We start from the raw sequence: 22,852 nt of genomic DNA, 5'->3' as shown, positions 1-22,852 counted from the left end.
GCCGGCCTCTCAAACACGATTTATAGATACACCGCCATCGACCAGCATTGCAGATCCAGTGGTGAAGCTGGAGGCGTCGGAGGCAAGGTACAATGCAGATTGGGCAATTTCATCTGGTGTCGCCATACGCTTAAGAGCATGCAGATTATGCACAAATGCCAATGCTTCTGGCGTATTGGCAAACTCACGTCCTGCCGGCGTATCAGTACCACCGGGCAAAAGGGCATTGACCCGGATATTCTGGGGCCCGTGCTCGGATGCCAGCACTTGAGTCAGTCCAATAAGTCCCGCCTTACTGGCTGCGTAGGCTGCCATGCCTGGCATACCTGCGGTGTAACCTACGAAGGTAGAGGTGAAAATTAACGAACCTCCTTTTCGGGCAGCCATGGCGGGCAGCTGGTACTTTGCGCCCAAAAATGCGCTGGTTAAGTTGGTCGCAATAACTTGATTCCAGTTCGTGAGCGACATCTCAGGGACAGGGCCCATAGCACCCAGAATGGCAGTGTTAAAAGCGATATCCAAGCCACCAAAGTGGCTTACTGCCTTATCTACCAATGCTTTCGCAAAAGCTTCTTCGCTAACATCACCGGCTAGTGCCAGTGCCTGCCCGCCTTCCGTATTGATTAAGTCCACCAGGTCATCAAGCTCCCTCTGTCGCCTTGCAGCCACCACTACGGCAGCACCTTCTCTGGCAAAAAGCTTCGCGGCTGCGTAGCCAATGCCGGTACTGGCACCGGTAACAATAGCGACTTTGTTGGCAAGTATAGTCATCGTTATTCCTCTAGGATCTGCTTACTATAAAAGGGCATATGCCCGAACAGATGCTATATTAGGAGGCCGAACGACTACTGCCGACCCGAATCTTGCTGTATTTCAATTGCGCTATAACGCCGCATTCAGTGGCTTGTCCGCTGCAATGCCTTGTTAGGCCATGCTCTATTTATGCGGATCGCCTCTATTTCGGAGAGGAACTCCTTTCTTTCGTGTTTGTAGTCGAAGTGCCTATCAATTTCTGCGAGATATTTGTTCCCGTTGTAGACCCAATTATCATGAGGGGAAAGAGTATCAACCATTAAATCCCCTGCTGTACTTACGCCAGCGGCATGAAAAGTAAAAACCAGAAGAGATGAATATGCTTCACTTAATAACTCTGCGACTTCTTGAAGCTGTTCCGCACGATCAAGGCCAATAGTGATACCTTGCTCATACAAGGCAAAACGCTCTTCTATTTGCTTTGTAGATGCGTGAACATACTCGCAAGCTTTGTAATATGTTGATTTGTATTCAGAAGTGAATTCTGACTTCAAATCTGGTGACTTTATCATGTGTAGATCGATATCTTTGATGTACTTAATATTTGATTTATCGACTTTTTTGTCAAAGAACACCAGCTTTTCTTCAATGCTACCACGCCAAAGTTGTTGGTCTACATAGAGGTAGCGCATGCTAGAGTCAATCAAGTATCGAATTTCTCGTTTTGCTGGATTAATACCCCCTTCCTTTAATATCGTCATGATCATGATTGCTGACATGAAATAGTCATCGATGTGGCTTAAGGAGAGTGAGTTATCTCTAAATTCAGCGCCGCGACTACAATACATCGAGCATGCCTTCATGCCCTTTATAAAATCCGAGGTAACTACATTCAGTAGGTTTAAGGCACTCTGGTATTCTTCTGAGGACAGATGTTGCTTGTGCTCCGCAAGCTTATCTTCTCGTGCTTTTTCCATTTTTTCTAGAAATTCGTGGATATTGTCCATGCTCAACTCTTAACGGGCCTAACGTCTTAGTATTTATGCGCTGCGCTGTTTGCAGGGCATAAATCGCTTGTTGGACTTGGCCGCTGCCATATCCGTGTAAATCGGTATGAATGATGCTATAGGAATTTGCTTTTTTGCGGTAGCGGTTTTCTATACAGTTTGATGGGTAATTACTTGATATTGTTTTAGCTTTCTCATTCTTTTACGCTCGCTTCCGACTGATTATTGACCTTAGTTGACAGCATTTTGGCCCCAGATTTAGGCTGACACTCACACCCTATCCCCTCATCGGCTTAACCCCATAAGGCTGGCTGCTTTTCACTGTCGGTCATTACGCTACGTCTTGAGGGGTGGTTATTCTGACATGCGTACTGGCTGACTTTGGTTGTTTATCAACACTAAATCCCTGCCACTTATCTATCCAATAAGCTGCAAATGATCTTGCAGGCATTTAGGGCAAAGCACGAGCATTACTCCTTGACCAAAGAGCCATCAAATTTTGCCTACGGTTTACGTAATGACTGATGGATATAAGGGCTGACTTTTTATGGTGACTGACATTGGTAAAAAACAAAGTGCCTAACACACATCAATCCTTTGAGGAGAAAGTTTAAGTACATATGTACTCAGAAATGAATCGAATTAAGCACTGGCATGGAAGTGACCGTTGGCGGCATGGATGCCGCCGTCGAGCCTATAGGGATAATTCTTTTGAAACCAAAGGCGGCGTGTCACTGGAATGCGAGTGGTTAATGAGTTGCACACCTTTACTCGCAAAGGTACAAACGGAAAAATAAGACATAGGACAGAGGCGTCCTCAGCCAAAGCGATCCAATTGAATTGAATCTTCAACCTAATCCGGTTTAAACACGCCGATTACAGCGCCGGTGGCTTTTTCTGTGACCTTTTCATCGGTTTGCTGTTCACGGTAATCACACTCAGTACATTCAACGGTTTCGATGCCGTTTTCCTTGTAGAGTAAAATGCTGTCTTTAGCGCTGCATTTTGGGCACTTAGCACCGGCTACGAAACGCTTTTTGATTTTAGTGTTTGTCATAATAGATAAAGGACCAGATAGCAGGGCCAAGGGACTCGGCCGAAGAAATTGCCGCTATTTTGCCACACTGATGATTGAATACTAGTGTTACCTGAAAGTATGAGGCCTTAGGTCGATGTGATGCGATTCGCTTAAGATCGTCCTGAAAAGTCGAATAATTGTCCGAGTTATCGGGTCAGGCTGTGGTTTGAAACTGGGTTGTACGCTATTATCTGTGCCCTGACGAATTCACGTTCTAACCAAGTTGTAGTCAATGATCAGCATCAACCAAGCGCAATTAATCCGTGGCAGCAAAACCCTGCTAGATGAGACCTCTCTCACGATTTATCCCGGCCATAAGGTCGGTTTAGTCGGTGCTAACGGCACAGGCAAATCTTCACTGCTCGCATTAATTTTAGGTCACTTAAGCCTAGATAAAGGTGAATTTAGTCTGCCTTCTGGCTGGCAAATTGCCACTGTGGCCCAAGAAACCCCTGCGCTCGACGTCTCGGCACTGGAATATGTGATCGATGGCGATAGCGAATATCGTCAATTAGAAGCCCTATTACACAAGGCCCAAGAAGATAACGACGGCAATGCCATCGCACTCTTACACGGTAAAATCGACGCTATCGGTGGTTATGCGATTCATTCGCGCGCGGGTTCATTGTTAGCGGGTCTGGGCTTTAGTGAAGCCGATCAAAGCAATCCAGTGAAAAGCTTTTCGGGCGGCTGGCGTATGCGCCTCAACTTAGCCCAAGCGTTACTGTGCCGCTCTGACTTATTGCTCCTCGACGAACCCACCAACCACTTAGACTTAGATACCATGTACTGGCTCGAAGGTTGGATTAAGTCCTATCAAGGCACGCTGATTTTAATCAGCCATGATAGGGACTTTATCGATGAAATCGTTGATGAAATCGTCCACGTTGAAAATCAAAAACTCAATTTCTACAAAGGCAATTACAGTGCCTTTGAGCGCATTCGTGCCGAACGTATGTCGCAGCAACAGGTTGCCTTCGAACGCCAACAAAAAGAACGTGCGCACATGCAGTCCTTCGTTGACCGTTTCCGTTACAAAGCAAGTAAAGCCAAACAAGCCCAGAGCCGCTTAAAGGCGTTAGAGCGCATGACTGAGTTGTTGCCGTCTCAAGCCGACAGCCCATTTTATATGGAGTTTCGCGCCCCAGAAGCCCTGCCCAATCCACTGATTAAGATGGAGCAAGTCGCGATCGGTTATAGCGATAAGCCAATCCTGAGCAAGGTGCATTTAAACTTAGTACCGGGTGCGCGTATTGGTTTGCTTGGCCGTAACGGCGCAGGTAAATCGACATTAATCAAGCTTTTATCGGGTCAGTTATCGCCAATGACAGGTTTGTATGAACCTAATCCTGGCGTCAATATCGGTTACTTTGCCCAGCATCAAATCGAATTTTTGCGCCTCGACGATACGCCGATGCAGCATTTAGTGCGTCTGGCGCCCAATGCCAGAGAGCAAGAACTACGCAACTTCTTAGGCGGTTTTGGTTTTAACGGCGATATGGCGCTCTCACCTGTGCGGCCCTTTTCTGGCGGCGAGAAAGCCCGTTTAGTGTTGGCGCTATTAGTTTGGCAACGCCCTAACCTATTGCTGCTCGATGAACCCACCAACCATTTAGACTTAGAGATGCGCCATGCTCTAACGATGGCATTGCAAACCTTTGAAGGTGCTATGGTTGTCGTCTCGCATGATAGGCATTTACTGCGTTTAACCTGTAGTGATTACTACCTGGTCGATCAAGGTGAAGTGCGCGCCTTCGACGGTGACTTAGACGATTATCACCAATGGTTGCTCGATGCGGCGAAAGCCAACTCGAATCAAAACAGCACCAGCGACGAGCTCAAACCTGCCGCCGATAAAAAGCAGCAAAAACGCCTCGAGGCCGAAATCCGCCAAAAGGTATCGCCGCTCAAGCGCAAACAAACTAAGTTAGAAACCGAACAGCAAAAGCTGAGCGAACGCCTCGCCGAGCTAGAACACTTGCTGGCCGATAGCGAATTGTATGATCAAGATAACAAAGCCAAGCTAACCTCGGTATTAACTGAGCGAACGAGCTTGACGCAAACCTTAGAAGACAGTGAAATGCAATGGCTCGAGTTGCAAGAAGAAATAGATGCAATGGAACTTGAGGTCATGGAGCAACAATAACTCCAGCGTTCTTTTACATAAAAGTCAGTAGCAGCGGCAATACAAGGAAATAGTATGGCGGTTTTAACCCAGTTCGACAGTCAACTCTGGCAATGGTGTGATATGAGCTATGCGCAAAACAAAGCGCTCTGCCTCAAATTGCAAAATAGCTGTCAGGTGAACGTCAATCTACTGCTACTGGCACAATATTTAGATATCACTATGGATGTGTCTGGGCCGCAGCAATACAACACAGACCAATGGCAGACGCTGATGAATGCTGTAGGTGAATGGGATGAAAGATTCCTCATGCCCTACCGCAAATTACGTAAACTCGCTAAGTCCAGCCTGAATGAGCAAGAGTATCAGCAGATGCTCGCCGTTGAGCTAATGATGGAACGTAAAGCGCAGCGAACCATCTTGAATAAACTCAATGAACTCAGCCCAAGCGGCCAATCAACGAATCTGGTGAGCTACTTAAGCTTGTTTGGACTCAGTGACATGGACGCCAACGAAATCGGCCTCATCGCGCCCTGATCTAATCCAAACAAATCACGTTAAATCAAGCACAGCTAAGTTAGATCGAGCTCAATCAAATTAACACTATGATCATCTGAACCGCTAACAGCTGCGGCCTTGCGGATAGCGTTCACAGTCATCCTTGATCACCAACCAATTCAGCTGACTCTCAGTGTAAATATGGTACTTAGGCTGAACTTGGTTAGCGTCGTCCAGACTCGCTATGCTCAAGGTCGAGTAATCGGGATATTGAATATGTCGGTAGGTTAACGATGTACCACATTGGTCACAAAATCCACGGCGGATAAGCTCGGACGATGCGAACTCAGTTACCTGACCTTTCAACCATCTAACTTGGCCTGTTTTAAAATCCATCCAAGCCCCAAATGCAGAGCCCGTACTCTTTTGGCACGAACGGCAGTGGCAATAATCCGCATCGAAGGGTTCACCTTCAATCTGATAACGAATCGCGCCGCATAAGCAGCCACCTTCCCGTAATGTATTTTTAGGCATACACACTCCCATTTCCGACCAGCCGCAGACTTTATCGAGTAGTGTTCCATCAAGTAGCGCTTCATCTCGATAAAATAAACCGCTGCGATTTACTTTACCGACATTGAACCGCTACAAAGGAAAGTTAATTAAGCATCGATTTCTTGCTGTAACTTTTCCAGCTCATCCAAAATATGCAGAAATTTTTGGCCAAACTCAGTCACTTGATACTCGACACGCGGCGGCAGCTCGTTATAAATGACCTTATCTAAGATGCCAAATTCTATGTTCTTTTTTAAACATTGATTCAATACCTTAGTTGAGAGCCCCTCAACGGAGCGCACCATTTCCCCCGGTCTTTGTACCCCACTGGCCAACAGCTGATAAACCGTTAATGACCATTTACAGCCATAAATCGTCTCGACCATACGGGCAGAACGCTCAGGGGGCGATTTGCGTGAAATAATTTTTTCATTGTTATTCATAAAGATGTACCAAAAAGTACCTGCCTTACCTATTTGTACTTACTGTTCAAACAGTTATTGAGTTCTTAAGATTACCACCTTGATAATACTTAGGAGTAGAAAATGCAATTTAATACCTCAAATCTCGCCATTATTGTCGGTGGTAGCAGCGGCATAGGTTTCGAAACGGCCAAACAACTGGCCGAACAAGGCGTATCAGTGCTCATCGTCGGTAATCAGCAAGATAAACTCACCGCAGCCGTTGCTGCGATCAAACATGCCCATCCAGCAGCCGAGTTACGCGTCGACGGTTTTCAAGCCAACCTTTACCAAGCTGCGGATGTTAATCGGCTGATTGCGCACATCACCCAGCTTGAGCAAAAGGTTGGCTACCTAGTCAATGCGGCGGGGTATTTCAATCCCAAATCCTTTATCGACCACTCAGAGGCTGATTACGATCTCTATATGGCGTTAAATAAAGCCCTATTCAAAATCACCCAAGCCGTAACCCACAAGATGATCGATGCGGGCGGTGGTAGTATAGTGAACATAGGTTCTATGTGGGCAAAACAAGCGGTTAAAGCCACGCCGTCGTCGGCGTATTCCATGGCCAAAGCCGGATTACACGCATTAACCCAGCACTTAGCGATGGAACTGGCAGACAAGCATATTCGCGTCAACGCGGTTTCACCTGCCGTGGTGAATACGCCCATCTATAACGCTTTTATCCCAGAGGCAGAGCTAGACCAAGTGATTGAAAGCTTCAACGCTTTTCACCCGATTGGTCGAGTCGGCACGCCAGCCGATGTAGCAAACAGCATTTGTTTTCTTCTATCCGATGACACTAGCTGGGTTACCGGCGCGATTTGGGATGTTGATGGCGGCGTGATGGCTGGACGCAACTAATATTGCAGACACAGCGAGTATGCTAGTGCGTAGCTAACGGTATGCTTACTCAATTAGCACACTGTTAGCGCAGCAAGACGCAACGAACACAGTAAACAATCACTATTCTAAGTTAAGGTTAAATAAGGTCTAACACTATGCTCAATATGAACTTTAGCGAACGCGTCGTTATTGATACGCAGCAGCAACCCTGGTTGCCAAGTCCTGCTCAAGGCGTTTGGCGCAAACCACTCGAGCGAGAGGCTAAAGAGTCAGGACACACCAGCAGCATAGTGAAATATGACGCGGGTTCGCAGTTTGCGACCCACCCGCATCCGCTAGGTGAGGAAATCTTTGTGCTCGAAGGGGTATTTTCCGATGAAAACGGCGATTACCCCGCGGGCAGTTATCTTCGCCATCCGCCAGGGAGCCAACACGCGCCGTTTAGTCACGAAGGCTGCGTTATCTTAGTAAAACTCAATCAATTCAATCCGCGAGATCTAGATGTGGTCAAGATTAACACTCAGAAGACTGAGTGGTTACAAGGCATAGGCGGCTTACAAGTGATGCCGCTACATGAATTCGAACATGAACATACTGCATTAGTGAAATGGCCTAAGGGTGAAACCTTTCAACCCCATCGGCATTTTGGCGGCGAAGAAATATTGGTGTTATCGGGCAAGTTTCAAGATGAGCAAGGGGAATATCCGCGCCACACTTGGATACGCAGTCCGCACATGAGCGGTCATTTTCCTTTTGTCGAAGAGGAAACCATTATCTTAGTGAAAACAGGACATTTACCGATTCAGCCCTAACCCACAGCGAGCATGGTCTTAGGCAACATACGTTTTTACAGTATAAGTTGCTGCTACATACGTTTTTGTAACTAAGCCTTCTGCAGCTGAGCTATCTGCAAGTAAGCTTCTGCATCAGAATCATTGGCGAAGGTAATATCACCCTTTGCCGTCGGTGAGTTTTTGCGCGAGTGCGGTGGCATTACGTGCTGTGATGCCATAAATCGACAGCTGCGGGTTAGCGCCAAGGCTGGTGGGGAAGATAGACCCATCCATTACAGATAGATTTTCTAAATAGTGCGACTGGCCATAACTGTTGACCATAGAAAGCTTTTCATCTTCGCCGAAGGGACAACCGCCCATCACATGGGCCGATGCGACGATAGTACGCAGTGGCGCGAGTGACATCTGCGCAATGCTCTCTTTGGCGTCTTTCCACGAAGATAAGTAAGGCATACCATCGCTGATCGGCAACACTTTTAAGGCGCCCGCCGAGAATTGTAACTCCGCCATACTGGCAAAAGCGCGTCTTGCGGCCCGCCAAAAGGCATCGGTCAACGGATAATCTAGGGTAAATCCCTTAGGGGTTAAGTGCACTTCACCGCCCTGACTGTCAGGATGATAACCATCGCGGATTAAGGCAATCGTCACTTGCAACTGATTGAACTGCGCCATTAACTCGGCATGACTCGCGCCATAACCTAAAGTTTTAGAGGCGATTAAAATCGGGTGCACTGGCGGCACTTCGAGTTTATAGCCGAGCTCCCCATCGGCGTCATTCTTCCACACAAACTCATCGGAATAGATAGATTGCGGCGCGCCACTATGGCCATTGATCGAATCGGCAAACACGCCGCCGGATAACAAAGTCGGATGTAAAAAAGTGCGTTTACCCAAAAGTTTGTGGGGATCGGGCACCTGCGAGCGCATCAAAATCGTCGGCGTATGGATAGCGCCCGCACTCAAAATATAATGTTTAGCCTTAAATAACAGCTCAACGTTAGTGGGTCGTAAATTCACATCCAACGCCTGCGCCTTTAACGCAAACACTTGACCGTTATGGTGCTCAATCTTAGTCACTTTAGCGCGGCTGATCAGCTGCGCGCCTTTCTCAAGTGCCGAGGGAATAGTGGTGACTAACATAGATTGCTTCGCATTAACCGGACAACCCATGCCGCAATAGCCGGTATTCCAGCAACCCGCCACATTGCGTTTAATGACTGTGTATTCCCAGCCAAGATTGATACAACCTTGCTTCAGGGCGGCATTATTGCGATTAGGCTCATAGTTCCATTCATGGATATTGAGCCGCTGCTCCATTTGCTCAAACCAAGGGTCTAAGCTCTCGCGATTAAGCCCTGCAACCGACTTATGTTGCGCCCAAAAAGCTAACGCCTCGGTCGGCGTGCGAATAGAAGTGGTCCAGTTAACTGTGGTTGAGCCACCGACTGCGCGGCCTTGAAAAATCCCAATCGCCTTGTCGGCGGTTTTCATCGCCGCGGCTTGTTGATACAAGTTGGGATAAGCGACCCGCTCTTCCATATTAAAATCGCTGGAGGATTTTAGCGGCCCCGCCTCAATCATGATCACGCTTAGCCCAGCTTGGGTGAGGATTTCGGCCGCCACACCGCCGCCAGCACCTGTGCCGACAATAATAACATCGGCTTCAAACTGTTGGTTTTCTTGCAATTGGCTCGCATCGGTATGTAACCAACCTGAGTTTAAACCATTCACTATGGGATCTATGACTGCCAACTTGAGTGCTCCACTGTCGCGGGTAAGATGCTTATTATTGGGTGTTTGATTCGGTTACAAACGAGCGAGCTATTTGAACAGTTCAGGTTTGGCATAATGCAGGCGGCTCCAGTGTTCAGGGCAAGCGTAGTAACTGGCCATCACTAATTCCCGCAACCCGAGATAAGCGGTTTGTAACAGCGCAAAATAACTGTGGCGCCAGGTTTCTAGCATTTCAGTTAACTCGGCGGGAGAGCGCATCAATAACGGTGTCATGCTTGAGGTCAGTACGAGTAAGCCGAGGCGATTTTCGAGCATATCGAGCAGTTCAAATAACTCGGTTTGCTGTTCCTCGGGTAACACAGAAATTGACTGTTTGATGGCATCTAGAGTGCGATTTTGCGCCGCAAGCTTATGGGTTGCCACATCGGGCAAAGCACCGTCGAGCATCACAGGTAAAAGCACGCTAAACAGCAAACGATAATCTTTGCCTTCGCTGTCCTCGGGCAAACTAAACTCAGGAGAATAGAGATTGACCCCTAAGGCTAACGCCGCCGTACCGGCAAACGCGCCCATCAAAAAGGTTCGTCGCTTCATCTCTATCTCCTAAATATCAATCTAAATGTCGGCCTAAATATCAGCATAAAAAACAATTGTGCTACACTGCCCACGCGTTTATATCCAAGCGACCTCAAAATAAGAATTTCAGCATTTTGAAGTCGCTTGGATATAAATTAAACACACGTTTTAATTTTCAGCAATAGCCGATACCAAGATAAACACCCATGCCAAATTCCTTTATGCCGCCTTGGTGGGCCAAGAGTCCCCATGTACAAACGATTTTACCCGTATTCACTAAAGTGGCCAAACCAGCATTACAGCGGCAGCGCTTAGAGTTGCCCGATGGCGATTTTGTCGATTTAGATTGGCAGGATTTTCCGCAGTCTGGCAAACCTATCGTGGTGATCATCCACGGCTTAGAAGGAAGTGCTCAGTCCCATTATGCGCGGCGGATACTGCAAGCCTGTAAAGCACAGCAAATCGCAGCCGTCGTGCACCATCACAGAAGTTGCTCGGGTGAGGCCAATCGCCTTGCGCGCAGTTATCACAGTGGTGACACGGACGATTTACAGTTTAGTCTATCGACACTGAAAAGCGCGTATCCGCAATCGCCCTTATTCGCCGTAGGTTACAGCTTAGGCGGCAATGTACTGACTAAGTATCAGGGCGAATATCAGGATGACAGTTTATTAGCTCGCGCTGTGGTTGTCTCGGCGCCGCTGCAATTGTCCGCCTGCGCAAAACGTTTAGAAAATGGTTTTTCAAAGGTATATCAAAGCTATTTAATCAAACAGTTGCAGCAAAAAATCAGCCATAAGCTGAACGATCCCGACTTAGCCATCTCTATGCCGTTGAGCCAGTTGCAGGTCGACCGTTTAAATACCTTCTATGATTTTGATGATAAAGTCACAGCGCCATTGCACGGCTTTGACGGCGTCGACGATTACTATACGCGGGCCAGTGGTTTACCCTTTGTCAGCCGCATTACTAAACCGACGCTTATAATCCATGCCAAGGACGATCCCTTTATGACCGATGAAGTGATCCCCCAGCCAAACCAATTATCGGGTTATGTAGAATACGAACTGCATCCCTATGGCGGTCATGTTGGCTTTATCGAAGGCGGTACACCTTGGAAACCGCGCTTCTATCTTGAGCGACGGATTTTACACTTTTTACTCGGCGATCAAAGTGTTGACCCGCTTAGCGTAGACCCCATCAACGGCGACAATATTCTCCAAGGAAGCACCGATGCTCATTCCCTATGAAACCCTGTTACAACTCCCGAAGGAAACGCTCGCCAATCTGATCCGCGAATATCTTTTCGGTCAAGTGGAGGATGGCAGCTTTGCCAGTCTCGATGAGCAGGAACTGGCGCAGGCGATAGTCCAATGTCAACAAGCACTTAAACAAGGTAAGCTGAAATTAGAGTACAGTGAAGACGATGAGTCCTTCGCGATACGCTCAGCGGATCAAATAGCACAGCAGCAAGATTGACCAGTCCTACCTCTGTACCGTATAAATAGTACTCGCGTTTTTATCGCTTCCCCATAAGCGGCTCTTTAGGTTCCTAGCTAGGTAGAAAAAATGTCAGCAAAACATCCCATTATTGCAGTTACAGGCTCATCAGGCGCGGGAACCACTACGACGACCACCGCCTTTAGCCATATTTTTCGCCAACTAGGGATTAACGCCGCCTTTGTCGAAGGCGACAGCTTTCATCATTTTACCCGCGCTGAAATGGAAGTGATGATCCGTAAATCCCAAGCTGAAAACCGCAACCTCAGCTATTTTGGCCCAGAGGCCAATAACTTTGCCCGCTTGGAACAATGCTTTCGCGATTACAGCGCCACAGGCCAAGGTGAAACCCGCAGCTATTTACATACCTTCGATGAGGCCGTGCCTTTTAACCAAATGCCCGGCACTTTTACCCAATGGCGACCCTTGCCAGAAAATACCGACATGCTCTACTACGAAGGCCTACATGGCGGCGTGGTTACCGGTGACGCCAATGTCGCCCAGCATGTCGATCTATTGATCGGCATGGTGCCCATAGTCAACTTAGAGTGGATCCAAAAAATTATCCGTGACACTTCGGAGCGCGGCCACAGCCGTGAAAAAGTCATGGGGTCGATTGTGCGCAGTATGGATGACTATATTAAGCACATGACGCCGCAGTTCTCCCGTACTCACATTAACTTTCAGCGGGTGCCAACGGTCGATACTTCTAACCCCTTTAGCGCCAAAGATATTCCGAGCTTAGACGAGAGCTTTGTGGTGATCCGCTTTCGCGGCATCAATAATGTCGATTTCCCCTATTACCTCAATATGATCCAAGGATCATTTATGTCACGGGTCAACACCTTAGTAGTGCCCGGCGGTAAAATGTCGCTGGCCATGGAGCTTATCCTCACGCCTTTGATTAAAGATTTGATGGAAAAACGCCAGCAACTCAATACTCCAGAAGCGAACTAAACCCTAGCGGATTGAGAGCGGGTTTGACTAAAGGCTAAGGAAATAAAGTCTTTTTTTGCAATAGATTAAGTTTGATTTAAGCCATTAGCGCTAATCTTATCGGCATCGGGATTTCAGGCGAAAGAACGATAGTTGGCATACTCTTGGGAGTTAATTCCCCCATCTTGATCTGTTGATTTCCTTGAGTATGTCAGCAACCTCTAAGTCTTCAGAGTTAATTCCACATCCATGCTTGATCTGTTGATTTCCTTGAGTATGTCAGCAACCTTTAAGTCTTCAGAGTTAATTCCACATCCATACTTGATCTGTTGATTCCCTTGAGTATGTCAGCAACCTTTTAACGTAACGTTAAATCTTTAGAGTTAATTCCACATCCGTGCTTGATCTGTTGATTCCCTCGGGTATGTCAGCAACCTTTTTAATATCACTTTATATAAGTTAATTCCGCATTCATGCTTGATCTGTTGATTTCCTTGAGTATGTCAGCAACCCCTTAATAAACAGTTAACTCCATACCTGTGCTTGATCCAGCCTGTATTTTAAACTGATTTTCTACGCACGAGATTCTTGTACATCACCATGCACTCTAAGGCTATGCCTCTGGGCGAGCAGTAGATGGATTCCTCTTCTAAACCTTCACCACCAAAACCACAGTGGCGATAAAAATCCACCGCATTCAAAGTCGATTCCAACCTCAACTGGGCAATACCTTGATTAAAAGCCATGGTTTCAATAAATTGCAGTAGCACTTTACCGACCCCAAGCCCCATGACATCGGGGGAGACAAACAGCGCCTCTAACTGGGCGTAGGGTTCATCCAACATGACCATACCGACCACTCTCTTAAGCGGCGGCTCGTCATTGGATTGTTCTGCCACATAAAAATGCGCATCGACGATACGACTAAATTGCTCGGTCAGTTCGCCTTCGGTCCAAATAATCAGATCGCACGCATCATAAAATCCGGCGCAGCCTTTATTGATAGCCGCATTGCGGATATCCCAACAGGCCTGAGCATCTGCTTTTGTTGCTTTTCGTATAGTTATCATCATGTTTCCCGATTAAAAACGCTCAGCCATAACATGCCATGAAGCCGCTGAAACGCCAAGTAAACTATCGGCCTAGTATTTCACCCAATAAAAAACCGCCAGTAGGCGGTTTTAATCCAGTCAGCAGAACCTTAATGGATCTGCGCTGACTTATCTAACTGAGTCTTAGCGCTAGACTTAAATCTAGGCTTAGCCTTTGATCAATTCACTAATGGTCAATACGCCGTGGGTCGTTGCACCCGCGCCCCACATAGCAGAAGCTGAATCTTCAAAGGCGCCCGCTAAATCAACGTGCAACCATTTAGCTTCTGGTGAAACAAAGCGCCATAGGAAACCAGCCGCATTAGAAGCACCACCTGCACCGCCACCTTTCATTGCGCGGCTGTTGGCTGTGTCAGCATAGGCTGATGGACACATTTCTTTGTGCCAAGGATCCAGCGGCAGCGGCCATACACGCTCGGCAACACTCGTGGCTTTTTGCTGGGCCAGTTGCAACACATCAGTCTGTGGCGAGAAAATCGCGTTGTAGTTAGAACCCACTGCCATCACAGCGGCGCCTGTAAGGGTCGCTGCATCGATAATAAAAGGAGCGCCTGTCGCAGAAGCGGCTTGCAGACCATCGGCCAACACTAAGCGCCCTTCCGCATCTGTGTTCACCACTTCAACTGTCACGCCATTTTTGTAGGTCAGGATATCGCCTAACTTATAAGCACGGCCGCTGATCAAGTTTTCAGCACAACATAAGAAGAGTTTAACCCGTTTGTTTAGGCCAGATTTAATTGCTAAACCGAGCGCTGCAGTCACAGTCGCCGCGCCGCCCATGTCGCATTTCATGCCTAACATGCCTTCAGAGGCTTTGATGCTGTAACCGCCAGAATCAAAAGTAATTCCTTTACCCACAAGCGCCACAGACACGGATGCATCAACAGCTAATGGGTTGAAGTCTAACGCTAACATTGCCGGTGGACGCTCACTGCCGCGACCGACTGCATGGATACCAATCCACTGTTCTTCGAGCAGCGCTTCACCTTCGATAATCCGATAACTCACCTTGTCGCCACCAATTTCAGCTAACCATTTCGCCGCTTGTTGGGCAAGCTTCACTGGCGACAGGTTTTCAGGCGTATCGTTGATCAGTTGACGGGCAAAGGTTGCCACATCGAGTCGACGTTGCAATTCAGCTTGTACAGCTTCATCACCACACCAGTGGACTTGATAACCAGGTTTTGCCGTCGCGAAACCTTGGGCAAACACCCACTGACTATTGAGATCCCAAAGCTGCCCAGCTAACACCACACTGCTAATACCTTGGCTGCGCAGTTTACGGGCCGCCATTTGAATTTGACGCAGCTCATCGCCACCCGCTAAATGAATTTGCGCACCGTCGGTAGTATAAGTCACATCGGCTTTGCCCCAGTGGGCGGCCGGCGCTTCTTTGGTTAATTGCACTTTCATTAATTCAGTTACTTTTAGTTCACTCATTAGGGATCCTTATTTTTCGATTCGTTTTAGAACAATCAATCAGAACAAACTTTATGGCGGCAGTTTACTGCTAGCAGGCGATGACGCAAAGCGATTGGCTGAAGTTACTCAGGTAAAATCTGTAAACATTTGCGAAATTTGCTAGGCTTTGCGGCCTAGAACAGCCGATATAGGTCTACCGATGGAATTTACTCCGCCACTACAACAGGGCATTTTACTGCGCCGCTATAAACGTTTTCTGGCCGATGTGCAGTTAAGCGACGGCAGTGAGATCACTCTGCATTGCCCCAATACGGGTTCTATGCGTAATTGCCTGTATCCCGGTGAAACAGTATGGTTTTCTACCTCTGATAACCCTAAACGTAAGTATGCCCATACATGGGAACTGATGACCACGCCAGATACTGGCCTAATCGGTATCCACTCGGGTCAAGCGAACACCTTAGCCGAAGAAGCCATCAATAAAGGTATCATCAAGGAGCTCACGGGTTATGACAGCCTAAGCCGTGAAGTTAAATATGGTGATGAAAACAGCCGCATCGATATCCTGCTACAGGGTGCTCAAAAACCCGCCTGTTATATAGAAGTCAAAAGTTGTACTTTGCTCGAGGATGGCCAAGGTTATTTTCCTGATGCAGTGAGTCTTCGAGGTCAAAAACATTTACGTGAATTGATGCACATGGCCAGTCAAGGCCACAGAGCCGTATTGCTGTTTGTGGTGCAGCACAGTGACATCTTTAGTGTTGCCCCCGCAGCACATATCGACCCTGAATATGCTAAGTTACTGAAAAAAGCAGTGTTAGCTGGAGTTGAAGTCCTTGCCTATCGCTGCGAAATGTCCCCGACTGAGATTCACCTAGCCCAAGCCTGTGCTGTCCGAGTATGATGTTAAGGCTGAGTTAAATTTGATTTCATTTGAATTAGCGAACATAGTCAAAAAATTCAATCAAAGCAGAATGAAAAGTTTGCCTCGATGTAAAGATTCTGCTATAGATAGCGGCCGTTCTTAAGGACGCCCTACAAACGCAAATGATTACAGGAGATGCGTTATGCCTGAAGGCACCAAAAAACTTGGCGTACTCGCTATCGCAGGTGTAAATCCTTACCAGGAAAAACCGGGTGAGGAGTATATGAACGCTAAGCAACTGGGTCACTTCAAGACAATTCTTGAAGCTTGGCGCAATCAGTTGCGTGAAGAGGTCGACCGTACTCTTAGCCACATGCAGGACGAAGCCGCAAACTTTCCCGATCCTGTTGACCGTGCAGCACAAGAAGAAGAGTTTAGCCTCGAACTTCGTGCTCGCGATAGAGAACGTAAGCTGATCAAAAAAATCGAAAAAACACTGCAAAAAATTGAAGAAGACGATTTCGGCTTCTGTGATTCTTGCGGTATCGAAATCGGCATCCGCCGTCTCGAAGCGCGTCCAACAGCCGATCAATGTATCGACTGTAAAACGCTTGCAGAGATCAAAGAGAAACAAATGGCTGGTTAATCAAGCATACTGGGCGGGGATTTCCCCGCCTATTTGTTTCTAACAACACCTTGACTCTTAGAGTTGAAGCCAAGCTCACTCCAATTTACCCCGATTCGCTTTTATCTTTGTATCCCTCTAAAATACGCCCACTTTGACTGACACTAACTGCTAACTCAGTAATATGGCGACTTTATCTTCTCCAACTTCAACTCATCGCCCCTATGTCGGACGTTTTGCGCCTTCGCCTTCGGGTGCCTTGCACTTTGGCTCGCTTATCGCCGCCCTTGGCAGTTATCTGCGTGCGCGTTCGCAACAGGGTAAATGGTTAATTCGCATTGAAGACATCGATCCTCCACGGGAAGTCAAAGGCGCCGCCGATGATATCTTGCGCACCTTAGAAGCCTATGGATTTGAGTGGGATGATGTGCCTTTGTATCAGAGCCAGCGCACTGCGGCCTATCAAGCACAAATTGATTCACTACTCGCCCAAGATAAAGCCTATTTCTGCCAATGTAGTCGCAAGCAAATTCAAGCCATGGGCGGTGTCTACGATGGCCGCTGTCACCGCTTGCCACAAACCCAAGCTGCAAATGTGGTTAAGTCTGGGGCGGTGCGGATAGTTAATACCGCGCAAGTGCAACAATTTGACGATAACCTCATGGGGCATATTTGCGTCGATAGCCATTTTGCCGCCGAGGATTTTATTATCAAACGCAGCGATGGCCTGTACGCCTATCAACTGGCCGTAGTGCTCGACGATGCCTATCAAGGCATCACAGAAGTGGTTCGAGGTTGTGACTTAATCGAAGCCAGTTGTCGCCAACTGAGTTTGTATCAAAACTTTGGCTTAGCGGCACCGCAATGGTTGCACTTGCCACTCGCCTGTTTAAGTCAGGGATTTAAACTCTCCAAACAAAATCATGCGCAGGCGATTGATACACGTCATCCACAGTCGAGCCTCAATGCGGCGCTGGCATTTTTAGGCCAACAACCTGTTGAGACCCAAGGTTCTGTGGCACAAATGCTCGCTCAAGCCGTGGATCAGTTTCAATTATCCACTATACCGCAACAATCTGAGATACTGATCGAGCCCTGATATACTCATTAGGCTGCATTTGGTATATGATAGCCGCCAGATTTTTAATCAAATAACAGATCATATTTCGAGGTGTCCCATTTTTCGCCGTATCAGCCAATTCTGCAAACAGCTATTTGAAGACGCGCCTAAAACGACCGCTCCGACTCAAGCTCAGATTGAACCAACAACACCTGAACAAAGTTCCGGTGCGTTAAGCTTAGAGTTAGTGCCGAGAGATGCCCATACCATCTCGCGCAAACAAATCAGCGAAAATGCCCTTAAGGTATTATACAGACTGAATAAATCAGGTTTTAAAGCCTATTTAGTCGGCGGCGGTGTACGCGATTTACTCTTAGGGATTGAACCGAAAGATTTCGACGTAGTGACCAACGCGACGCCGGAAGAAATCAAAAAACTATTCCGCAACTGCCGAGTCGTTGGTCGTCGTTTCCGTCTGGCCCATATTGTTTTCGGCCGCGATGTTATCGAAGTGGCGACCTTTCGTGGTCACCATGGCGAAAGCAATGAGAAAGTTTCCAAAGCCAATGCCGAAGGGCGTTTGCTACGTGATAACGTCTATGGCGAAATCGACGAAGATGCTGAGCGCCGCGACTTTACCGTCAATGCCCTCTATTACGATATCAGCGATTACTCTATCCGTAGCTACGGCGGCGGTATGACAGATCTCAAAGCGGGCACACTAAGACTCATTGGCGATCCAGAAACCCGTTACCGTGAAGATCCGGTGCGTATGTTAAGGGCGGTGCGTTTCGCCACTAAACTCAATATGGGTATCGAAACAGTTACAGCAGCGCCGATTAAACAATTAGCGCCACTGCTAAAAGATATTCCCGCAGCGCGTATGTACGAAGAAGTGCTGAAACTCTTCTTTGCAGGCAAAGCCTTAGCCAACTTCGAACTGATGCAAGAATACAAGCTATTCGCGCCGCTGTTTCCGCAAGTGGCCGCTCTGCTAAAAAATGATCCTAAAGGCACGACCATGAAAATGGTGCAAGCCATTATGAAGAGCACAGATCAAAGAGTTAACGAAGATAAGCCGGTGACGCCTTCATTCTTCTATGCTGCGCTTCTCTGGTATCCACTGCGTCAACGCGCCGAAGATATTGCCGTTGAAAGTGGCCTGACCTTATACGATGCCTTCTTTGCCGCTATGGGCGATGTGATGGAGCAGCAATGCCAAACCATCAGTATTCCACGCCGCTTTAGTACGCCAGCCAAAGACATTTGGCAGTTACAGTTACGCTTTGATCGTAGCCAAGGCACTCGCGCCTTTAAACTGATGGAACATCCTAAGTTTAGAGCCGCATACGATTTACTTTTGCTCAGAGGCGAAGTCGAAGCGGGTAATGTCGCTAAGAGTGCCGCTTGGTGGCAACAGTTTGTTGAAGCCGATGAAACTGAACGATTAGCCATTGCGCGTAGCGGCAGTAAATCGCCAAATCGCAACCGTAATGCCACTCAACGTCGTCGCCGTCCTCGCGCGCCGAATGCCGATGGTTCAGCGCCGACGAGCACACCTAAGGCAAGTGGCACACCAAAAGCGAAAGCGGCGGAATAATGCCTCGCGTCTACGTCGCATTAGGCGCGAATCTTGAAGATCCCAAGACTCAATTGGACAATGCCGTCACTGCATTGTCCGCATTAGCCTTAGGCAATAGTCTACTGGTTTCCCCCTATTACCATTCGACGCCCATGGGCGATGTGGTGCAACCCGATTATGTTAATGCGGTGGCCAGTTTCGACACTGAACTCATGCCATTAGCCTTACTCGATGCATTGCAGCATATCGAAAACACCCAAGGACGAGTGCGCCTTGAACGTTGGGGGCCCAGAACCTTAGATCTCGATATACTCCTGTATGGCAATGAGAACATTGACATTCCCAGACTCAAAGTGCCCCACTACGGTATGAAAGAGCGCAGCTTTGTGCTCGTGCCTTTAGCCGCAATCGCACCGAATCTTATTCTGCCGTGCAACACTGCAATCGGCAGTCTTATCGATACAAAAATGTTGGCCGAGTTACAACAACTGGGCATTGATCATTGAAGTCCGTCCCCAGTTAGCTTATAACACCACTTCTATTTGGTTTGAAGATCATCCATATGTCTAAAATTACTAGCTCAACCCTGTTGAAATACAAACAGGAAGGTAGAAAATTCACGGCACTGACAGCCTATGATGCCAGTTTTGCCAGCGCGTTCGATAGCGAAGGTGTAGATGTGCTGCTCGTCGGCGATTCTCTAGGAATGGTTCTCCAAGGCCATGACGATACCCTGCCCGTCTCTACAGCAGATATCGCTTACCATACTCGCAGTGTCCGTCGCGGTATCGAACGTGCCCTGCTGATCGCCGATATGCCCTTTATGAGTTACGCCACACCAGAACAAGCTATGGTTAACGCCACAGAGTTGATGCAGGCTGGCGCGAACATGGTCAAAGTCGAAGGTGGCCACTGGTTACTTGAAACTGTCACTAAGCTCACGGAACGCGGTATTCCCGTGTGTGCTCACTTAGGCTTAACACCTCAGTCAGTCCATGTGTTTGGTGGTTTTAAAGTACAAGGCCGCGACGCCGAAAATGCCCAGCGCATTCTCGACGAAGCAAAAGCATTAGAAGCGGCTGGTGCTCAACTATTGGTTGTGGAATGTATTCCTGCGCCACTCGCCGCGGCGATCACTCAAGCCTTAACGATTCCAGTTATTGGGATTGGCGCAGGCGCATCGACCGATGGCCAAATTTTGGTCATGCATGATGTGTTAGGTATTTCAAGTGGTTATATTCCACGTTTCTCGAAAAACTACCTAAAACAAACCGGTGAAATTCGTTCTGCCGTGCGCGCCTATATCGACGAAGTTGCCCAAGGAACATTCCCTGGCGACGAACACACTTTTAATTAATAACCGATTTATGCAAGGTAAGGCTCAATGATCACTAGCGCCCATATTGATGATATTCGCACCCAAGTGCGTGCATGGCGTGCCAAGGGCGAAACCGTCGCCTTTGTGCCCACCATGGGCAATCTCCATCAGGGACACATTACTTTAGTCAAAGAAGCCGCGAGCAAGTGTGACCATGTGGTGGTCTCAATTTTCGTTAATCCAATGCAATTTGGTCAGAACGAAGATTTAGATGCTTACCCACGCACACTGGCTGCCGACAGCGAAGCCCTCACGGCTGCTGGCGCTGAGCTGTTATTCACGCCAACGCCAGCCGTGATGTATCCCAAAGGTCTAGAGCAACAAACCTATGTCGAAGTCCCTGGGATTTCCAACGTGCTTTGTGGTGCGAGTCGTCCGGGGCATTTCCGTGGCGTTGCGACTATCGTTTGTAAACTGTTTAACATAGTGCAGCCCGATGTGGCCCTATTCGGTAATAAAGACTATCAACAGCTATTAGTGATCAAAACTATGGTTGAAGACTTGTCATTGCCGATTGAAATTATCGGTGTCGATACCATACGTGAGGACTCAGGTTTAGCCATGAGTTCGCGCAATGGTTACCTCACTGCCACAGAAAAAGCCGCAGCGCCTGCGCTAAAACAAGCCATAGATGCCATGGCCGCAGGGATCAAGCAGGGTGAGAGCTTTGAGCAAGTGACTGAGCAAGCAAAAGCTAAGTTAGTCGCAGCAGGTTTTACGCCGGATTACCTCGAAATTCGCCACGCTCACACGCTTGAACAAGCCCAAAATCAACACCAAGCCTTAGTGATTTTAGCCGCGGCCTATATAGGCAAAGCGCGGCTTATCGATAACTTAAGGTTCGATCGCTAACACTTAGCGTTATCAATCAATAAAAAGGAGCACTCGCTCCTTTTTTTATGTTTTCAATCTCCCTAGCACCCTCAATTTTCTTGTTTAGAATCAACCCTAGCGCCAAAAAATTGAATCGTCAAAAAACTGGTTTTATCCCTAAACTTACGCCATAGTATGATGCAGATGTTAACGCTAAGTAAAAAGTTGACCGCAACAATAAACGCAGTAGATTTGCCCCTTTACTGATATATGGCTAATACTTTAATGCCTTAGGTTTAATGGCTCAAGAACCCAGCGTCCCACCTGGACGAGACATAAATCACTGGTTGAACAGACTTAATAACGCGAGCGTTAAACTGACTTTTTATCAACTGTAATCAAATGATTAAATCATAATCTCTATGCTAGTGTACAAAGGATTTGTGGCCTAATGGCAAGACTGATACTCACCCTAATTTGTGTTATTTTGCCTAGTGCAGTACAGGCAAATACCATTTATAAATGCCGTAAAGATGACAAAATTGTCTTTAGCCAAACCGCTTGCCCGCAGGAATTTAGCCAACATAAAATCGAATATCAGCTGGGGATCACCACTGAAGTCGACTCAGATAAAAGGGACATTCCAGTCGATCCCCTGCAAGCGCTACTGAATCGCCAAACCATTTCTAAAGAAAAATTACTGCAATTACTCGATGGCGAGATCTATCGGCTTAAACAAGAGAACAGCTATTTTGAAATCCTGCGCGCCAGTGAATTACAAAAACTAGAACGTAAGCGTTATTGGCAAAATAAAGAAAAAAGCGATCCTGAATACATCAACGAAATGGACGATATCAATAACCGTTTCAATGCGTTAACCGTGAGCAATAACAGTGCGATGCAGCAACTGAAAGATCGTAAAAGCCAAATCAGTACTGAGGTATCCCCTGAAGAATCAAAACAACCAGAAAAACACTGATCTCATATAAAAGGTTAGTGCTCAGCTTGTCACTCATTCACCAAGGAATTCGACCACTATGGTCGAATTTTTCAACTCATCAAACCGCTCATTGACTCTTCATCCTCTTTAAGGACTGCTGTAGATAAAACCTCCTAGTTCGCCTTTTAA

24 protein-coding genes are annotated in these 22,852 nt (G+C 47.4%); 15 read left to right on the top strand and 9 right to left on the bottom strand.

All coding sequences use genetic code 11. The features are described from left to right. Nucleotides 1-9 precede the first annotated feature (9 nt). The 3 genes from AC5YB3_RS15850 to AC5YB3_RS15840 all read right to left on the bottom strand — a co-directional run bounded on the left by AC5YB3_RS15850 (nucleotide 10) and on the right by AC5YB3_RS15840 (nucleotide 2,817). Nucleotides 10-771 (bottom strand): SDR family oxidoreductase, encoded by a 762-nt coding sequence (locus tag AC5YB3_RS15850; RefSeq protein ID WP_494525687.1) that lies wholly within the window; start codon nucleotides 769-771, stop codon nucleotides 10-12. A gap of 125 nt (nucleotides 772-896) precedes the next feature. Further along, nucleotides 897-1,760: a hypothetical protein gene (locus tag AC5YB3_RS15845; protein ID WP_259213610.1), complete on the bottom strand. Its 864-nt coding sequence runs from the start codon at nucleotides 1,758-1,760 to the stop codon at nucleotides 897-899. An 853-nt stretch (nucleotides 1,761-2,613) separates the two neighbouring features. After that, nucleotides 2,614-2,817, bottom strand: a complete 204-nt coding sequence (locus AC5YB3_RS15840; protein ID WP_012088350.1) for a YheV family putative zinc ribbon protein — start codon at nucleotides 2,815-2,817, stop codon at nucleotides 2,614-2,616. Nucleotides 2,818-3,070: 253 nt separating this feature from the next. On the opposite strand from AC5YB3_RS15840, the gene AC5YB3_RS15835 reads away from it, so the two are divergent. Further along, nucleotides 3,071-4,984, top strand: a complete 1,914-nt coding sequence (locus AC5YB3_RS15835) for an ABC transporter ATP-binding protein (protein WP_494525686.1) — start codon at nucleotides 3,071-3,073, stop codon at nucleotides 4,982-4,984. A 54-nt stretch (nucleotides 4,985-5,038) separates the two neighbouring features. After that, a complete protein-coding gene (locus AC5YB3_RS15830) occupies nucleotides 5,039-5,500 on the top strand; it encodes a TIGR02444 family protein (RefSeq protein ID WP_494525685.1) in 462 nt (153 codons plus the stop codon). An 84-nt stretch (nucleotides 5,501-5,584) separates the two neighbouring features. On the opposite strand, the gene AC5YB3_RS15825 is transcribed toward AC5YB3_RS15830, so the two are convergent. Together AC5YB3_RS15825 and AC5YB3_RS15820 are read right to left on the bottom strand one after the other, a co-directional pair. After that, the gene (locus AC5YB3_RS15825; protein ID WP_071940083.1) at nucleotides 5,585-5,995 is read right to left on the bottom strand and encodes a GFA family protein; all 411 of its coding nucleotides are present in this window, start codon (nucleotides 5,993-5,995) and stop codon (nucleotides 5,585-5,587) included. Nucleotides 5,996-6,123: 128 nt separating this feature from the next. Further along, a complete protein-coding gene (locus tag AC5YB3_RS15820; RefSeq protein ID WP_006082956.1) occupies nucleotides 6,124-6,459 on the bottom strand; it encodes a winged helix-turn-helix transcriptional regulator in 336 nt (111 codons plus the stop codon). Nucleotides 6,460-6,561: 102 nt separating this feature from the next. On the opposite strand from AC5YB3_RS15820, the gene AC5YB3_RS15815 reads away from it, so the two are divergent. Together AC5YB3_RS15815 and AC5YB3_RS15810 are read left to right on the top strand one after the other, a co-directional pair. Beyond that, nucleotides 6,562-7,344 (top strand): SDR family NAD(P)-dependent oxidoreductase, encoded by a 783-nt coding sequence (locus AC5YB3_RS15815; RefSeq protein WP_071940082.1) that lies wholly within the window; start codon nucleotides 6,562-6,564, stop codon nucleotides 7,342-7,344. Nucleotides 7,345-7,481: 137 nt separating this feature from the next. After that, complete coding sequence (locus tag AC5YB3_RS15810; protein WP_494525684.1) at nucleotides 7,482-8,138, top strand: cupin domain-containing protein; 657 nt, start codon at nucleotides 7,482-7,484, stop codon at nucleotides 8,136-8,138. A gap of 138 nt (nucleotides 8,139-8,276) precedes the next feature. Here the strand turns inward: AC5YB3_RS15810 and AC5YB3_RS15805 are convergent, their stop codons facing one another. Beyond that, entirely contained in the window at nucleotides 8,277-9,872 is a 1,596-nt protein-coding gene (locus tag AC5YB3_RS15805; RefSeq protein WP_311900746.1) for a GMC family oxidoreductase N-terminal domain-containing protein, read from the bottom strand. 69 nt (nucleotides 9,873-9,941) lie between these two features. Beyond that, a complete protein-coding gene (locus tag AC5YB3_RS15800; RefSeq protein WP_006082960.1) occupies nucleotides 9,942-10,448 on the bottom strand; it encodes a hypothetical protein in 507 nt (168 codons plus the stop codon). A 188-nt stretch (nucleotides 10,449-10,636) separates the two neighbouring features. Between AC5YB3_RS15800 and AC5YB3_RS15795 the strand changes: the two genes are divergently transcribed. From AC5YB3_RS15795 to AC5YB3_RS15785, 3 genes are all read left to right on the top strand, one after another. Next, entirely contained in the window at nucleotides 10,637-11,680 is a 1,044-nt protein-coding gene (locus tag AC5YB3_RS15795; protein WP_494525683.1) for a hydrolase, read from the top strand. Further along, the gene (locus AC5YB3_RS15790; protein WP_006085983.1) at nucleotides 11,664-11,909 is read left to right on the top strand and encodes a YheU family protein; all 246 of its coding nucleotides are present in this window, start codon (nucleotides 11,664-11,666) and stop codon (nucleotides 11,907-11,909) included. The genes AC5YB3_RS15795 and AC5YB3_RS15790 overlap by 17 nt, the downstream gene beginning before the upstream one ends. A gap of 90 nt (nucleotides 11,910-11,999) precedes the next feature. Then, nucleotides 12,000-12,887, top strand: coding sequence for a phosphoribulokinase (locus tag AC5YB3_RS15785; RefSeq protein ID WP_006082963.1), 888 nt, complete (start codon nucleotides 12,000-12,002; stop codon nucleotides 12,885-12,887). 539 nt (nucleotides 12,888-13,426) lie between these two features. Here the strand turns inward: AC5YB3_RS15785 and AC5YB3_RS15780 are convergent. Together AC5YB3_RS15780 and pepB are read right to left on the bottom strand one after the other, a co-directional pair. Further along, nucleotides 13,427-13,936, bottom strand: coding sequence for a GNAT family N-acetyltransferase (locus tag AC5YB3_RS15780; protein ID WP_494525682.1), 510 nt, complete (start codon nucleotides 13,934-13,936; stop codon nucleotides 13,427-13,429). A gap of 189 nt (nucleotides 13,937-14,125) precedes the next feature. Then, on the bottom strand, nucleotides 14,126-15,418 hold the full coding sequence (pepB, locus tag AC5YB3_RS15775) for an aminopeptidase PepB (RefSeq protein WP_494525681.1): 1,293 nt from the start codon (nucleotides 15,416-15,418) through the stop codon (nucleotides 14,126-14,128). 181 nt (nucleotides 15,419-15,599) lie between these two features. Here pepB and sfsA point away from each other — a divergent pair, with 181 nt between their 5' ends. The 8 genes from sfsA (at nucleotide 15,600) to AC5YB3_RS15735 (ending at nucleotide 22,702) form a co-directional block, all read left to right on the top strand. After that, nucleotides 15,600-16,304: a DNA/RNA nuclease SfsA gene (gene sfsA / locus AC5YB3_RS15770; RefSeq protein WP_494525680.1), complete on the top strand. Its 705-nt coding sequence runs from the start codon at nucleotides 15,600-15,602 to the stop codon at nucleotides 16,302-16,304. Nucleotides 16,305-16,467: 163 nt separating this feature from the next. Beyond that, entirely contained in the window at nucleotides 16,468-16,911 is a 444-nt protein-coding gene (dksA, locus tag AC5YB3_RS15765; protein ID WP_006082967.1) for an RNA polymerase-binding protein DksA, read from the top strand. A gap of 163 nt (nucleotides 16,912-17,074) precedes the next feature. Then, nucleotides 17,075-17,989 (top strand): tRNA glutamyl-Q(34) synthetase GluQRS, encoded by a 915-nt coding sequence (gene gluQRS, locus AC5YB3_RS15760; protein WP_259574622.1) that lies wholly within the window; start codon nucleotides 17,075-17,077, stop codon nucleotides 17,987-17,989. A gap of 19 nt (nucleotides 17,990-18,008) precedes the next feature. Continuing rightward, nucleotides 18,009-19,550, top strand: a complete 1,542-nt coding sequence (locus tag AC5YB3_RS15755) for a polynucleotide adenylyltransferase PcnB (RefSeq protein ID WP_494525679.1) — start codon at nucleotides 18,009-18,011, stop codon at nucleotides 19,548-19,550. After that, nucleotides 19,550-20,038: a 2-amino-4-hydroxy-6-hydroxymethyldihydropteridine diphosphokinase gene (gene folK, locus AC5YB3_RS15750; protein WP_259569613.1), complete on the top strand. Its 489-nt coding sequence runs from the start codon at nucleotides 19,550-19,552 to the stop codon at nucleotides 20,036-20,038. Before AC5YB3_RS15755 ends, folK begins: the two co-directional genes overlap by 1 nt. A gap of 56 nt (nucleotides 20,039-20,094) precedes the next feature. Further along, the gene (gene panB / locus AC5YB3_RS15745) at nucleotides 20,095-20,889 is read left to right on the top strand and encodes a 3-methyl-2-oxobutanoate hydroxymethyltransferase (protein ID WP_494525678.1); all 795 of its coding nucleotides are present in this window, start codon (nucleotides 20,095-20,097) and stop codon (nucleotides 20,887-20,889) included. 27 nt (nucleotides 20,890-20,916) lie between these two features. Further along, the gene (gene panC / locus AC5YB3_RS15740) at nucleotides 20,917-21,762 is read left to right on the top strand and encodes a pantoate--beta-alanine ligase (protein ID WP_494525677.1); all 846 of its coding nucleotides are present in this window, start codon (nucleotides 20,917-20,919) and stop codon (nucleotides 21,760-21,762) included. Nucleotides 21,763-22,174: 412 nt separating this feature from the next. Continuing rightward, entirely contained in the window at nucleotides 22,175-22,702 is a 528-nt protein-coding gene (locus AC5YB3_RS15735; protein WP_432360019.1) for a DUF4124 domain-containing protein, read from the top strand. Nucleotides 22,703-22,852 lie beyond the last annotated feature (150 nt).

Source organism: Shewanella sp. 1311, from assembly GCF_059338235.1.
This window is presented reverse-complemented; position numbering and strand designations above follow the sequence as displayed.

Coding starts and splice junctions, on each gene's coding strand:
- sfsA (WP_494525680.1), top strand. CDS start 15,600: ATGGAATTTACTCCGCCACTACAACAGGGCATTTTACTGCGCCGCTAT.
- AC5YB3_RS15800 (WP_006082960.1), bottom strand. CDS start 10,448: ATGAAGCGACGAACCTTTTTGATGGGCGCGTTTGCCGGTACGGCGGCG.
- AC5YB3_RS15785 (WP_006082963.1), top strand. CDS start 12,000: ATGTCAGCAAAACATCCCATTATTGCAGTTACAGGCTCATCAGGCGCG.
- AC5YB3_RS15735 (WP_432360019.1), top strand. CDS start 22,175: ATGGCAAGACTGATACTCACCCTAATTTGTGTTATTTTGCCTAGTGCA.
- AC5YB3_RS15850 (WP_494525687.1), bottom strand. CDS start 771: ATGACTATACTTGCCAACAAAGTCGCTATTGTTACCGGTGCCAGTACC.
- AC5YB3_RS15840 (WP_012088350.1), bottom strand. CDS start 2,817: ATGACAAACACTAAAATCAAAAAGCGTTTCGTAGCCGGTGCTAAGTGC.
- dksA (WP_006082967.1), top strand. CDS start 16,468: ATGCCTGAAGGCACCAAAAAACTTGGCGTACTCGCTATCGCAGGTGTA.
- AC5YB3_RS15795 (WP_494525683.1), top strand. CDS start 10,637: ATGCCAAATTCCTTTATGCCGCCTTGGTGGGCCAAGAGTCCCCATGTA.
- AC5YB3_RS15835 (WP_494525686.1), top strand. CDS start 3,071: ATGATCAGCATCAACCAAGCGCAATTAATCCGTGGCAGCAAAACCCTG.
- panC (WP_494525677.1), top strand. CDS start 20,917: ATGATCACTAGCGCCCATATTGATGATATTCGCACCCAAGTGCGTGCA.
- AC5YB3_RS15815 (WP_071940082.1), top strand. CDS start 6,562: ATGCAATTTAATACCTCAAATCTCGCCATTATTGTCGGTGGTAGCAGC.
- AC5YB3_RS15790 (WP_006085983.1), top strand. CDS start 11,664: ATGCTCATTCCCTATGAAACCCTGTTACAACTCCCGAAGGAAACGCTC.
- gluQRS (WP_259574622.1), top strand. CDS start 17,075: ATGGCGACTTTATCTTCTCCAACTTCAACTCATCGCCCCTATGTCGGA.
- pepB (WP_494525681.1), bottom strand. CDS start 15,418: ATGAGTGAACTAAAAGTAACTGAATTAATGAAAGTGCAATTAACCAAA.
- AC5YB3_RS15810 (WP_494525684.1), top strand. CDS start 7,482: ATGCTCAATATGAACTTTAGCGAACGCGTCGTTATTGATACGCAGCAG.
- AC5YB3_RS15820 (WP_006082956.1), bottom strand. CDS start 6,459: ATGAATAACAATGAAAAAATTATTTCACGCAAATCGCCCCCTGAGCGT.
- AC5YB3_RS15825 (WP_071940083.1), bottom strand. CDS start 5,995: ATGCCTAAAAATACATTACGGGAAGGTGGCTGCTTATGCGGCGCGATT.
- folK (WP_259569613.1), top strand. CDS start 19,550: ATGCCTCGCGTCTACGTCGCATTAGGCGCGAATCTTGAAGATCCCAAG.
- AC5YB3_RS15830 (WP_494525685.1), top strand. CDS start 5,039: ATGGCGGTTTTAACCCAGTTCGACAGTCAACTCTGGCAATGGTGTGAT.
- AC5YB3_RS15780 (WP_494525682.1), bottom strand. CDS start 13,936: ATGATAACTATACGAAAAGCAACAAAAGCAGATGCTCAGGCCTGTTGG.
- panB (WP_494525678.1), top strand. CDS start 20,095: ATGTCTAAAATTACTAGCTCAACCCTGTTGAAATACAAACAGGAAGGT.
- AC5YB3_RS15845 (WP_259213610.1), bottom strand. CDS start 1,760: ATGGACAATATCCACGAATTTCTAGAAAAAATGGAAAAAGCACGAGAA.